This window comes from Sinomicrobium pectinilyticum (assembly GCF_003725735.1).
Lineage (GTDB): Bacteria > Bacteroidota > Bacteroidia > Flavobacteriales > Flavobacteriaceae > Sinomicrobium > Sinomicrobium pectinilyticum.
Map to the genome: position 1 here is coordinate 74,182 of NZ_RJTM01000035.1, position 12,989 is coordinate 87,170.

Consider the following 12,989-nt stretch of genomic DNA (forward strand, 5'->3'; position numbering starts at 1 on the left):
TGCAGTGAAAGGAAATCCTATACCATGATATTTATCAGGTCGAAAAAAATGCCCGAAGGATGTTATAAAAGGGCATCAGATGAAATAACAAGAAGCAGGCAAAAAGATAAATTGTAATGAAGACGAATACTCGGCACTAATAAGGTACAAAAGTCCTGATAAACAAGAATTGCTCTTAAGTTAACACGCATAAACGCAATACCCGAATCATGATTTTTCTCACTATCAAAGTACTGTAATAATCAGGATTAACATGGGGACCAGGCCCCGGGACCTTTAGCGGAGACGGATAACTTGCCGGAATTTCACGGCTTTGACATGAAAGCACAGGGCTTTCGGAGTAACAGTCCAGGAAGGAAATAAAAACCGAAACCCGGGCAAACTACCTCACATTGCCCGGGCTTCTCAGATAACTACTCTAAATCAGCATCTGTTTTGTTATAATTCCGGATAAAGATATTTTATGGCTATCAGGTCATTCGGAGTAAAAGGACGGTTAGTGCCGTCGGAGCAGGCCAGCATCCAGGACGGATCGGACTGCGGGTCCGCTCCGGTAGGGGTCCCTGTAATGTGATAAGGAATTTCTTCCGGGCTAAGTTCCGTTTCGTCGTACGGATTGTTTATACCATATTGTATCCGTAAGATAAGTGCTTCCCACGGACTGATATACTGGCCGCAACTCTGGCTGCGATCGTGCAAATCAGTATGACGAAAACCGATAGCATGTCCTATTTCGTGGGCAATGGTGGTCACAAAATCCGCCCGGTTTGTCTGTGGGTTATAATGATCTATACTGAGGTCGATCCGGGGCGCCGGGTTTCCGTCTGCATCCGGAAAACCATAAGATTGTCCTAATACGTTACCATCATCAAACTGTCTTCCTTTAATCAGTATATCAGGAGTCTCCGTGGCATTGGCATCGAGCAATTCAAAACTGAGGACCAGGTCCAGGTCGTTAAACCGCGCTATGGCCTCTTCCGTGGAATTGTAAAAATAGGTTTGCTGCGCCCCCGCATCGACCTTGATCTTCAGGGTACGGGTAGCACCATTCACATCTACCTTAAAAGGGCTGCTGTACTGCTCCGGGGAAGGCGTGCCGGTAATGGTATTGTACATGAGTTCTTTCTGGTACTCTATATCTTCGGCAGTTAAAAAGATATCTCCTTCCACCAGGTACCCGCCGTCGGTTTTAATAACACCTTCGGGGGAAAATCCGGCGAGGAAGATATTATCCTTTTCTTCGTCACTGATCTCCATTCGGGCGCTGTTGTCCACCACCGTAGCGTCTTCCTTTTCACAACCTGTGAGCATAAATACCATACATACTAGAGGTATAGTATATTTCAATCGGATTTGGGCTATAATACGTTTCATTTTAAATCATATTTAAGTCTGTTCGTGTTTATAAAAAAATTACTCTTTTAAACCGTATGACTCCAGGACAGCCTTTAAGCAAAGGCATTCCAATGATATACGGAATGTTTTCCGGAGGGTTCCGGTCGCGCATTAAAAATACTCGGGTCATAGTTTAAATTTTAGTTAAGTCAGTAATGCGCAGGTCAATTTTATACAGTTTTTTATTAATTTTGATTATCTCATTCCGGATAGAGAAATAACCATATTTCGCGAAATAATTTCCTGTCATACAGGAGGAATTAACCTGTTAAAATCCAAAAGTATTCATAAAACGACGGATATTTTATCCCCTTTTCGCAAACCTTTGTCCCAAAAACGCAACGGGGTTGTTTGGTTGAGGGTTACACGTTACAGGTTTGGTCTTGCCTGAATAGGGTTGCAATAGGTCCCTGAGCCCTTCGGTAAACTCAGGATAAACTAAAGCAAAAGGGTAAATTTAACAGTCCAAAACAGAGGCGGCTGAGTACCCAAGCGCAGCGATGGGTGTATCGAAAGGTTTCAGCCAAAATGAAGGCGGCTGAGTGCCCAGCACAGCGATGGGTATATCAAAATATTTCAGCCAAAATGAAGGCGACTGAGTGCCCAGCACAGCGATGGGTATACCGAAATGTTTCAACCAAAATGAAGGCGCCTGAGTGCCCAAGCGCAGCGATGGGTGTATCGAAATGTTTCAGCCAAAATGAAGGCGGCTGAGTGCCCAAGCACAGCGATGGGTGTATCGAAGCCCCGGGTTACAGTTTCCACCTCTTAAAAAACATTAAAAAACTTTGAATTCCCTGGGCAGGCAGCCGTGGAACCTTTTAAAAATACGGCTGAAATGCCCGAGGTGCTGGTAACCTACCATGCGGGCCACTTCAGATACGGAATACCTGCCTTGGGCGAGTAGTTCTCCCGCCCTGTTCATACGGGCTTGCAGAAAGAAATTATAGTAAGTAACACCATAGGCTGACTTGAAGAGGGCTTCGAATTTTCGTTCGCTCATTCCCAGTGTCCTGGAAATTTCCGGTATGGCCGGGGGAAGTTCTTCAGAAGCCACTGCAGCCAGTAATTGTTCCCTGGCATATGACATCTCTTCCAGGTAATAGCGCGATACCGGTGCTTCTTCTTCCTGCGAGTACACCAGGAGTTTTTTAAAGTACCGATCCAGCAGGCTGTAAACATGCGCCTTGATCGCAAATTTATCATTCCTGGGCAGGACATCACTCTTATTGAGTTTATCCATTTCTTCGAAAATAGCTTGGTTGATCTGCATGCGGTGGTAACGGAATGTTCCCGATTTTATCCCGCTCAGCACCGGATGACCGGGTGGAAAAAGATGATCGAGATAATACAGGAGAAAATCCCGGCTCATGGAAATACCGATAAGCAGGGCATCCTGTTTTATCCCTCCTTCCAGCTTGACCTTAAAGTATGATCCGGATGAAACCAGGAAAGATTGTGGGACCCGGGAATCTGTTTTCGACAACACTTTTTCAAATGCCGATACTGTAGCAGGACGGTCGGAAAGTTCCAGTTTAAGAAAATAGTATTCTTCTCCCTGAGACGGAAGCCAGATCAGGGAATTTTCCGGTAGCTGGTCCGTACTGCTACACCTTGCAAAATTAAGGACAAGCCCCTGCTCTATCTGTTCATAGGCACATTCCAGATGAGCATCGGGAAACCTCGCCACCATCCAGTTATTCCTGACGTAAATATGACGGTCCAGATTGTATTTACCGGATTGTTCTATCAGTTTGTCAAAAAAATTCTTGTCATAAGAAAAACTAAAAAACCATTCCATATTTCCACCTTTTACTGTCGGGCAGCAAATGCTCTATACTTTTAATAGAGACTCAGAAAAGATGTTAATCCCTTAAAAGAAATATCATTTTTTTAGTTTTTCATATATGATGTTGTTTAGTATATAACAAACTTTGTTATCAGGGCTTTACCGGAAAAACCAGGCTGAAATAAATTGGGCCAGCCTTTTTCTAATCGGTTAAAAATTAGACCTCACAATATTTGCGGCCAGTTCTTCGGTAACAAAGTCCATCGGAATGATCCCGTAACGCCCTTTGTCCGCCGAGGAAAAATAGCTGTTCAGCAAAGGATTGATCTCATCCGATACTGCGGGTATATTGGGTATGGCCCATAGTATTTGCTTGTAACCACTGGCAAAGCTCACATAAAGGGTATTGTCCGTAACCTCTCCTTCCAAAGCCTCTTCCATAACCTGGACAACTTTATTGAACTTGGTAGTATTATTACTCACCACATACTCATCTTGTACGCGTAGCGAATAATTGCCATTATTGATGGTAAAAGTAGCCTGGTCCGCCCAGTTATGGCTTGCGTTCATACCAATATCTTCACTGGCGCCGAACCTCCGGAACAATATTATTTTCCCCCTTGCATCTCCCAATGTAGGAATACCGGGAGCCAGGTGCCAGAGTTCTGCATCCTGCTGCACGTATGCATTAAACTCCTCAGGAAAGGACATGGTATTGCCTTCGGCATTATATTCTTCCTTAACGCTCATAATGATCGTTTCGTCCGGATGTTGCTGCAGGAATTGTCTGCACGCATTCAGTACGTCGTCGAAATTCAGGTGCTGGTATACCGAACCGTGATGGATAACGAAGGCATCCTGGTAATGCCGGCAACGGATATCCAGAAACCGGACCCCGGCCTGTAATTGTTCCAGGATGGAAAGCGACTGGGTCTTGGCCGTCCCGCTCACAGGTTCATGCCGGGCACCGCTATCGTGCGTGCCGGGAATACTCAGGCTGCCCAGGGAAACTGCATCGGGCAGATAGGACATCCAGTTTGCTACGTCCTCCGCGTTGAAAGTTGTAACATGAGAAATCGCTTCCGGGTTTAACATGCCGTCTTTAGGGTCAATTCCCGGAAAATCCTCTTCCTGTGTGCAAGAAGAAAATGTTGTTAAGACAACAATAGCCAGCCATAGGTGTTGTTTGAAGTAGGTCATTTTCTATTCTTTTTGGTTGTAATAAATTATTGATTAAGAGATAAGATTTTACTGCAATATACTCTTTTATAAGGAAAGTTTTGTTAAGTGTTTATTATGAATGTGAGAAAGAATCAGTGATGTGTTCGTCCGTATGAATATACCAGTTCATTCAAAAAAGTGTTCGGAGAAATTCCTCCTCCGGTATACCATATTACCTTCAAGTACCCCTTTCTATTAATAATAATGTTTTTTAACCTAAAAAATGTGCATGAATCCGTAGCGGAAAGCAGCCATTTTCCACCGGGCTGACCTGCCTGACCTCATCCACGTTAACACCAAAATCAAAATATAAGTTTGCCATGATCACCTACATTAAAATCCTACAAATGTTTTGCTAAATCGTTTTAATACGTATTTTTGGTACAATATTTTAATCATTCCCACTCCGTCCAGTCATATGGATGGGGCAAGCAAAAACCTACTTAAACCCAAATCTTATGAAAACAATTATTTTTTTCCTGCTCCGATCATTCTTTATTGCCGCATTACTTACAGGCTGTGCCAAAGAAGATCCCGACAATCCGGGAAATCCCGATAACCCGGGAGAAGTACTTGAAGAACTCGATGTTACCGGCGAAGCTGTTATGACGGTAAATATAGAAAACGACCTCGGCGAAGACAGTGCTGAAGGCTCTCCTAAACTGATTGACAATGACACCCTCACCAAATTCCTGGTATACGATATACAGGAAGGTCTCGAAATCACCTTCCGGTATGAGGAACCGGTACAGGTAGCTGCTTATGCAATTACATCGGGAAATGATGCCGATTACCGCGATCCGCTGATCTGGACCTTCAGTGGTTCGAACGACGGACAAAACTGGACCGTACTCGATCAGCAGGCCTACGAAGCCTTTGCCAACCGCTACCAGACCAGGAGGTATTCTTATATAAACGAAGCCGGGTATACGCACTATAAATGGCATATATCTCAATTATACGGGGGCAGCGAAATGTTCCAAGCATCCGAATTCCGTTTATTCAGCATCCCACCAGAAGAACAGGTTGTCATGCCTTTTACCGAAACAGATACTATCCGGAGCGGGGAACTCACTTTGCTTTTCGTCAACAAGTCCGAAGGCTTCCCCGCATCCGTAAAAAATGACATGATAGAGACTTTCTTCACCAATTACCCCCTGCTTATGCAGGATTTTAATCCGGATGCCCAGAAAACCGTTGCCTTTCGTATAGAACCCAGCTACGATGGGGTGGCTTATGTTTTTGGCGGATTTGCCACATACGGTAGTTCATACATGACAAACAATCCCAAGGACATAGATGTGGTGACACATGAGATCATGCACCTGATACAATCCTATGGCGGGAATTCCCTGTCGTGGATCAGCGAAGGCATTGCGGATTATGTTCGTCATAGATACGGCCTGTATAACGAAGAAGCCAACTGGAGTTTACCGGATTATAACCCTGAGCAGAGCTATACCGATTCCTACAGGGTTACGGCCCGTTTCTTCGTGTGGCTGGAAAACAGGTACGAAGGCATCATACAGGAACTGGACAGCCAGTTGAGAACTGCCCCGTACGATGAAGCGTTCTGGCAGAACTATACAGGTAAACAACTGGATGCTTTATGGCAGGATTATTCGGAAGATCCCGGTATCTGAATTCTATGATCATCACTTTGCAGAAATGAAAAAACCTTGTTCCGATAATTATCGGAACAAGGTTTTTTCATTTCACTCCCCTTCGCTCATTTGCAATAGGTACCGATTATTCGTAATGCGTTTTACAAACAAGTACTCGTTTCCATAACATCAAACGAAACGGGTACCGGTCCGGAAATCTCCCCTACTGCTGCATCTTAAAATAATAATCTGCCGAGTGTTTCCCCGAGCCGTAGACCAGGAAAAATATGCACAGCAGAAAAGCTATCAGAGAAGTGATAAAGTTGCCGGTATGCATGTCCCCGATGATATTAATAGATACAGCTCCCATTAATATCGGTATCTGTACTGCAACGGACAACCGCGTGAGCAGTCCGAAAATGATCAGTATGCCCCCCAGCATATGTGCGGGCGCTACGTAGTGAATGGTCAGCATGGCTCCCCACCAGTTCTGTATCGGTTTAATGATGTTGATCAGATACTGACTGTTTACCATAAAGGAAGTTCCTTTCAGGAAGAGAAATATTCCGAGGACAATCCGTAAAAGGTCAAGCGGATAATACGTATGCGCATTGGCCCATTTGTTTAACATTTTTAATGTTACCATGGCTCCTGTCTTTAAAATCTACCCTTAAGGTACAAAAAAAACAGCAAACACTCAATCAGTTTACTGTTTTTCAATACTTTATCAATCATGTAAAATATTTATCCGGCCTATTTTAACATACCTGGATTACCAGGGAATTTCCCCGGTCCCGGGGTTATATTCTTCACTGATAAATTTTCCCGTAGGGCCGTTTTTGTCCATAACGGCGTATTTGACTATCCTGGCACCGGCCTCTTCTACGGTACCCGTCCCGCGGTGATTGTTAAAATCTGTTTTTATAAAACCCGGGTCCACCAAATTTACTTTAAATGAAGTATCCCGGAGCTCATACGCAAGGTTAACCGTGTACATGTTAAGTGCTGTTTTTGATGAAAGGTAAGCCGCTCCTTTGTGATGATAATACGGCCACGAAGGGTCGCTGTTCAGAGTTAGCGAGGCCATACTGGAACTTACATTCACTATGCGTGGTTCAGGCGCATTCTCTAGCAGGTCCTTAAATTCCCGGATAGTCCTTACGACACCAAATAAATTAGTGTCAAAGACCTTTCGGAACGTCTCGATCCCAGTACCGGTAGCCGTTTGCGGCAAACCGCCGGAAATCCCGGCATTATTAATAAGAATATCCAGTACATCTGTTTTTTTATCAATTTCGGTGCGTGCGGCTTTTACCGAGTTGTCATCGGATACATCTATTTGTACCGCTTCCACTTTGTGTAAGCCTTCGGCTTTTAATTTTTCAACAGCTTGCAGGCCCTTTTCAGGGCTACGGCTTCCCAGGTACACATAGTATCCCTTTTGCAGCAATTGCCTGGCAGTTTCAAACCCAATGCTTTTATTGGCTCCTGTAATAAATACTTTTTTCATTTTGTAATATTTTAAATTAACACTACAAAATTGGGTAATTTAAAAACCGGAGCTTTTGTCATATGGCAAAAAGCGCTTTAACGTATGTTTTTTCGGATTCTGCTTAACGAAGATTGTGTGATCCCAAGATAAGAAGCTATGTAGGCCAGAGGAATACGGTTGACAAGCGTCGGATATTTCTCCATAAATTCCAGGTACCTGGTCGTGGCATCCTGGGAAACCAGCGGACTTACCCTTTCGAGTTTCTGAACAAGGGCTTTGGTAACTATCTTTTGAACAATATTTTCCCATCCTACAATAGTTCCGGAGATCTCTTTCCAGTCACGTACTGAAAATACAAGAAGCCTGCAATCGGTAGCCGCCTGGATATATTCGGTAAGAGGAACATTATCCAGATTAAACAGCAGATGGTTCTCCTCTATGAAAATTTTCGTAATCTCCTCGCCTTTATTATTGTAATAACAGATCCGCATAACCCCGTCAATAACAAAACCCACCTGTTTCAGGACTTTTCCTGCTTCGGCAAAATATTCTTCCCTGTGCAGTACGACCTCTCTTCCCTTACCGGAAATCAGGTCTATCTGCTGCTGATTCAAATTTCCGTATTGCAATACGAAATCTATAAATTCTTTCATGGTAGCAAGTTAATCAAACTTAATCCGGCATAATTTACCATTTGGCAAAAAGAATATGTTTTTTGTACTCTTTTGTAAAACCCCGGCCCCGTTTACAACCCGTGCCTATCGTACAAAGCATTTGCCACGCCACTCTTTTTAAGGACAATTCACCAAAAGCACACAAAATCACATCGTTTTCTGTAAAAGCGGACAGTTATAATACCAAGGCATTTTGTGCTCCCTAAATACACAAAAAAAGTGTTGTGCAATCGTATGCATTCCTATATTCCTCTATACCTTTGCAACGTAATACAAACGGGTTAATACTTTCAAGCAATAATATGTCTATTGATACCGCTTTATCCTCCGGCCAGCGTAATTCCAAATTACAGATCGCCGGTTTTGTTGCCTTTACTTTTTTCGGATATCTGTGCATAGGGCTGCCCCTGGCCGTACTCCCTATTTTTATTCATAAAACTTTAGGTTTTAGTGAAATAGTTGCCGGGGTGGTTATCAGCCTGCAATATGTATCTACTCTGATAGTACGTGCCATATCCGGAAAAGTAGTTGATACGAAAGGCCCGAAAATAGCCGTGGTGATCAGTATGATCGGTTTCCTGGTAAGCGCCGTACTGATGTATGTTTCATTTGAAAGCCAGGAAAACAGAATGCTTACCCTGATCTTACTGAGTGTGGCCAGGCTGATAACCGGCTGTGCCGAAGGCATGATAGGGGCCAGTCCCGTTAACTGGGCCATGCTTGTGGCGGGAGACCGGCACACGGCAACGGCCATTTCCTATAACGGTATTGCCAGCTACGGGGCCCTGGCCCTGGGAGCTCCGCTCGGCGTATTGATTGACAAACACTGGGGCCTTTCCTATATTGCCATCTGCCTGTTTGTTGTCCCGGTACTGGGGCTGCTATATGCCCTTTCCAAAAAAGCGGTAATCGGACAATACATAGCAAAACCGATCCCCTTTTTCAAGGTTTTCCGGTTGGTTGCCCCTTTCGGTATCTGCCTGGGGCTGGCAGGACTCGGCTTTGGCGGATTGTCCAACTTCATTACCTTGTATTACGATTATTTCAACTGGCCCAATGCCGCCTTATGCCTTAGTGTATTCAGTGTGCTATTTATTCTTGGCAGGGTATTTTTTGCCAACCAGATCAATACCAGGGGAGGTTTGAAAGTCGCTTTTGTTTGCCTGGTAACCGAAATGGTGGGCCTGGTTATCTTGTTTCTTGCTGCGCATCCTAATGTTGCACTGATAGGCGCTGCCATAACCGGACTCGGGTTTTCTCTTGTTTTTCCCGCCTTGGGTGTAGAGGCCGTTCGGCTGGCCCCGGCTTCCAATGCCGGTGCGGCACTGGCCTGTTACGGCTTGTTTATTGATATCTCCCTCGGGGTTACCGGCCCCCTCGAAGGCGCGGTCATTAAGGTATTCGGCATGGAATACCTGTTCCTGTTCTGCACCTTTATTATCCTGGTGAGTGTCATTGTCGTATGGAAGTTAATGCAGAAGAAAAAGAAATATAGAATTTAATTCTCCGAGCATCCACAATTTCAACACCGGTATTAACGTGAGAAATGGATAAAAAAAAGGCTCCCCCCTTGCGGGACGGGGAGTTTGACCAAGCCCAGGTCTTGGGGTTTAATCCCAAGCATTTGCGGTTTACCAATGGTTTAGGCTTTCTAACCCTCCGATCAGACCAAAGGTCTGCCCACCTCCTTTTATCATACCGATAATCGGGAGGGAGAATCTTTTTAAATCACTAAAAATGAATACATTGAATACTTGTAATCCGTAGGGCTTAAACATTATTCACGTGGTATTAACAGGTTTTAATGTTTAACCTTCTAATAAGCACTACACCATAAAAAGGAAATTTCAGAAATTCCTCGCCCCTGTAAATACAGGATTATCCTGGCCTTTTCCGTTCAGTCTGCACAAAAAACAGGTTATAAAAAGAGAAAAGAGAAATCCTTTTTTCATTTTTTTTTTGCTTTAAACAGGGACATTTGGGTAACTCACGTGTATCTATACTATAGAAGGGCATGTAGTATATTGCTAAATCAGCCAATCAAAACCTGTATTATATAATTTGAACAGGCAATTTTTCCATAAGCGGATGTGAAACAAACAGAGTTCCATCTTTTCCTCCCTTCTATCCATATTTGAGGGTATGCCCGGAATTTTAACAAAATTTGTTGGTTTCACATCACCTCCTGGCATACTCTCCTCTTATAGAACAATACGAAACGGAAGACATTATTAAAAAGGAAAAGTTGTGCCGAAAATTGTAGTCAAATATGAAAATAAATTGCGTTATCATTGATGATTCCAGCATGCAACGGATGGCTGTGGCCCGGCTTATCCAAAACACGGATTCCCTACAGCTTATTGCAGAATACAGTAACGCTATAGAAGCCAAAAGCGGGTTAAAGCTGAAAAGAACAGATCTTATTTTTCTCGATATAGAGATGCCCGTCGTAACCGGGTTTGATCTCCTGGAGTCTTTGCGGACCCCGCCCCAGGTTATCCTCATTTCCGGAAAAACAGAATACGCTCTTAGAGCTTTTGATTATAACGTAACGGATTATCTGCATAAGCCTATTTCTTCAGAACGTTTTGAAATAGCAGTAAAAAGAGCATTGAAAATACACAAACTCAAGACCGGGGCCCGGGAAGATGACAATTATATAGTTGTAAGGGGTAATCAGGTAAAACATAAAGTTTTTCTCCACAAGATCAGGTGGATTGAAGCCTTAGGAGATTATGTGAAGTTGGTTATGGATGACAAAAATATCATTACACTTTCCTCCATGAAGTCCTTTGTGTCGGAATTGCCGGCGGATCATTTTATGCGTATTCATAAATCCTTTATCATTAACCTCGGCAAGGTAGACCGGTATAGCTGTCGTACTGTAGAAATTCATGGTACTCTCCTGCCCCTTAGCAGAAATTGTAAAGACAAGCTGGCAGACGTTTTAAATAATGTTTCCGTGCCGGGATAACCCGGGATATACAACGTATTATTAAATTTAAATTACCCTTATAATGTCCCCTGAACAAAAAAAACCGACAAGTATGACCATATCTTTTTCAGATTAAGAGAAATCCTGGACAATAAAGATTATGAAATATTTAATGCATTCATTGATCTGCATATAAAAACCCATGATATCCGGATACTTCATACCATGTTATTGAGCATGCAACGGAACAAAAAGAATCCATATGTTAATCCCAATTATAATGCTGTTCGCAATGAATTGAAAAAACGAACAAATGTTTCCTAAGCAATAACAGTTATACTGAAATATAAAGATTTCCGAAGATCTGAATACCTTATCACTAACAGCAATATCGCTTTTCCCTGTTCTTCAGGACGTATCCTCTCAATAATTGTGAAAATCTGTTTTTCCGGGGGGACGCGAGGTATTCAAATGAACAAACCTTAGCCCATTTCGATGCAGAGCATCAGGGAATTAGACCCATTTAACGGGATTAAATCTTTGCTTTTTCAATCGATTCACCGTATTTGTACTGTCAGGCACTTTGTGCTTTAATGTTCCTAAATCAAAGAAATGATCTTTTTCACCCCCGTTACCACAGCTACCGCAACCGATCCGACAACCAGCCCGGTCATGAACTCCTTGACTACAGGTGGTAATTCCGGCAGGATGTGGTGGAGATAATCTATATTATGCACAAAGATCCCTCCCGATACCAGGATCAGGGCGATAGTACCGATAACACCGAGGAAGCGGATAACTACCGGAAGGGACTTCACCAGGATACCACCCAGCCAGAACAAAAAGCCGTGGTTGTCAGAATGCTTAATAAGTCTAAACCCCGCATCGTCCATACGTACGATAAGCGCTACAATACCATAAACACCTACAGTAGCAAGCAGAGCTACTACAGTGACTGTCATGATCTGTATGGTAAGAGTCTTGTCCAGGACCGTACCGAGTGCTATAATAACAATTTCTATAGAGAGGATAAAATCCGTAACTATAGCCGATTTGATTTTAGCTTTTTCCGCTTCCGCATCATTTTCTTTTTCCTTTTCCTCTATGGGATGGGCATCCCCTGAACGGTGAAAGAAATGTTCTACTATTTTTTCAACACCCTCATAAGCCAGGTAGGCCCCTCCGATGACCAGGATAACCTTTATAGCAGCCGGAAAAAAGACATTGAGCAGTAAAGCTACAGGGATAATTATAAGCTTATTGATAAAGGACCCCTTGGTAATAGCCCATATTACCGGTAACTCCCGCGAAGATAAAAAACCGGTAGCTTTTTCTGCATTTACCGCCAGGTCATCTCCTAATATTGCTGCTGTTTTGCGGGTTGCTATTTTACTTGTTACCGCTATGTCATCCATCAATGCGGCTATATCATCCAGAACGGCAAAAAAACCTGAAGCCATATATTACACTGTTTTTAAAGCAGTAAAAATACTCCTACTGTTATTTGTATGCAAGTACGTTTTTTTTTTAACAGGTCTTTAGGTTTAAAGATATTTTCTTAATCCGGCTATTTTGCCAGGTATCCCCCCGGTATCTCGCCCCTGGTGCTCGTTTGCAATAAGCACCCATTGTACAATGCATTTGTAATGCATGAATAATTAATTTCCTGGCGGTTACAACTGGTCTGTGTTCTCCTCCCCTGGTGCTCGTTTGCAACGAGTACCCATTGTACAATGTATTTGTAATACATTTTATAAAACGTGAATAATTAATTTTAACAGTTACAACTGATTTGTGTTATCTACCCCGTTATCCTTCGGTTCCTTCTTATGCCAGTACGAGGCCAGTATGGAACCGGTAACGTTCATCAAGGGACCGA

The 12,989-nt window shown here is 43.2% G+C and carries 10 protein-coding genes; 3 read left to right on the forward strand and 7 right to left on the reverse strand.

Annotated features, from left to right (window positions below; genetic code table 11):
- Positions 1–438: 438 nt before the first annotated feature.
- The 3 genes from ED312_RS07230 to ED312_RS07240 all read right to left on the reverse strand — a co-directional run bounded on the left by ED312_RS07230 (position 439) and on the right by ED312_RS07240 (position 4,384).
- Positions 439–1,374 carry a M57 family metalloprotease gene (locus ED312_RS07230; RefSeq protein WP_123215335.1) on the reverse strand — a complete coding sequence of 312 codons (936 nt, stop codon included), beginning with the start codon at positions 1,372–1,374 and terminating at the stop codon, positions 439–441.
- A 799-nt stretch (positions 1,375–2,173) separates the two neighbouring features.
- Positions 2,174–3,196, reverse strand: a complete 1,023-nt coding sequence (locus ED312_RS07235; protein WP_123215336.1) for a helix-turn-helix transcriptional regulator — start codon at positions 3,194–3,196, stop codon at positions 2,174–2,176.
- Between the two features lie 198 nt (positions 3,197–3,394).
- Complete coding sequence (locus tag ED312_RS07240) at positions 3,395–4,384, reverse strand: phosphatidylinositol-specific phospholipase C (protein ID WP_123215337.1); 990 nt, start codon at positions 4,382–4,384, stop codon at positions 3,395–3,397.
- 479 nt (positions 4,385–4,863) lie between these two features.
- Here ED312_RS07240 and ED312_RS07245 point away from each other — a divergent pair, with 479 nt between their 5' ends.
- Positions 4,864–6,048, forward strand: coding sequence for a basic secretory protein-like protein (locus tag ED312_RS07245; protein WP_170164463.1), 1,185 nt, complete (start codon positions 4,864–4,866; stop codon positions 6,046–6,048).
- 184 nt (positions 6,049–6,232) lie between these two features.
- On the opposite strand, the gene ED312_RS07250 is transcribed toward ED312_RS07245, so the two are convergent.
- The 3 genes from ED312_RS07250 to ED312_RS07260 all read right to left on the reverse strand — a co-directional run bounded on the left by ED312_RS07250 (position 6,233) and on the right by ED312_RS07260 (position 8,154).
- Positions 6,233–6,655, reverse strand: a complete 423-nt coding sequence (locus tag ED312_RS07250) for a DoxX family protein (protein WP_123215339.1) — start codon at positions 6,653–6,655, stop codon at positions 6,233–6,235.
- Between the two features lie 126 nt (positions 6,656–6,781).
- Positions 6,782–7,519: an SDR family oxidoreductase gene (locus ED312_RS07255; protein WP_123215340.1), complete on the reverse strand. Its 738-nt coding sequence runs from the start codon at positions 7,517–7,519 to the stop codon at positions 6,782–6,784.
- 77 nt (positions 7,520–7,596) lie between these two features.
- Positions 7,597–8,154 carry a Crp/Fnr family transcriptional regulator gene (locus tag ED312_RS07260; RefSeq protein ID WP_123215341.1) on the reverse strand — a complete coding sequence of 186 codons (558 nt, stop codon included), beginning with the start codon at positions 8,152–8,154 and terminating at the stop codon, positions 7,597–7,599.
- A 323-nt stretch (positions 8,155–8,477) separates the two neighbouring features.
- Here ED312_RS07260 and ED312_RS07265 point away from each other — a divergent pair, with 323 nt between their 5' ends.
- A complete protein-coding gene (locus tag ED312_RS07265) occupies positions 8,478–9,677 on the forward strand; it encodes an MFS transporter (protein ID WP_123215342.1) in 1,200 nt (399 codons plus the stop codon).
- A 767-nt stretch (positions 9,678–10,444) separates the two neighbouring features.
- Complete coding sequence (locus tag ED312_RS07270; RefSeq protein ID WP_123215343.1) at positions 10,445–11,149, forward strand: LytR/AlgR family response regulator transcription factor; 705 nt, start codon at positions 10,445–10,447, stop codon at positions 11,147–11,149.
- A 560-nt stretch (positions 11,150–11,709) separates the two neighbouring features.
- Here ED312_RS07270 and ED312_RS07275 read toward each other — a convergent pair.
- Complete coding sequence (locus tag ED312_RS07275; protein WP_123215344.1) at positions 11,710–12,570, reverse strand: DUF808 domain-containing protein; 861 nt, start codon at positions 12,568–12,570, stop codon at positions 11,710–11,712.
- Between the last annotated feature and the right edge of the window lie 419 nt (positions 12,571–12,989).

Excerpts from the sequence above, each read along its gene's own strand:
- ED312_RS07275 (WP_123215344.1), bottom strand. The coding sequence starts at position 12,570 with ATGGCTTCAGGTTTTTTTGCCGTTCTGGATGATATAGCCGCATTGATG.
- ED312_RS07245 (WP_170164463.1), top strand. The coding sequence starts at position 4,864 with ATGAAAACAATTATTTTTTTCCTGCTCCGATCATTCTTTATTGCCGCA.
- ED312_RS07230 (WP_123215335.1), bottom strand. The coding sequence starts at position 1,374 with ATGAAACGTATTATAGCCCAAATCCGATTGAAATATACTATACCTCTA.
- ED312_RS07270 (WP_123215343.1), top strand. The coding sequence starts at position 10,445 with ATGAAAATAAATTGCGTTATCATTGATGATTCCAGCATGCAACGGATG.
- ED312_RS07255 (WP_123215340.1), bottom strand. The coding sequence starts at position 7,519 with ATGAAAAAAGTATTTATTACAGGAGCCAATAAAAGCATTGGGTTTGAA.
- ED312_RS07240 (WP_123215337.1), bottom strand. The coding sequence starts at position 4,384 with ATGACCTACTTCAAACAACACCTATGGCTGGCTATTGTTGTCTTAACA.
- ED312_RS07265 (WP_123215342.1), top strand. The coding sequence starts at position 8,478 with ATGTCTATTGATACCGCTTTATCCTCCGGCCAGCGTAATTCCAAATTA.
- ED312_RS07235 (WP_123215336.1), bottom strand. The coding sequence starts at position 3,196 with ATGGAATGGTTTTTTAGTTTTTCTTATGACAAGAATTTTTTTGACAAA.
- ED312_RS07250 (WP_123215339.1), bottom strand. The coding sequence starts at position 6,655 with ATGGTAACATTAAAAATGTTAAACAAATGGGCCAATGCGCATACGTAT.
- ED312_RS07260 (WP_123215341.1), bottom strand. The coding sequence starts at position 8,154 with ATGAAAGAATTTATAGATTTCGTATTGCAATACGGAAATTTGAATCAG.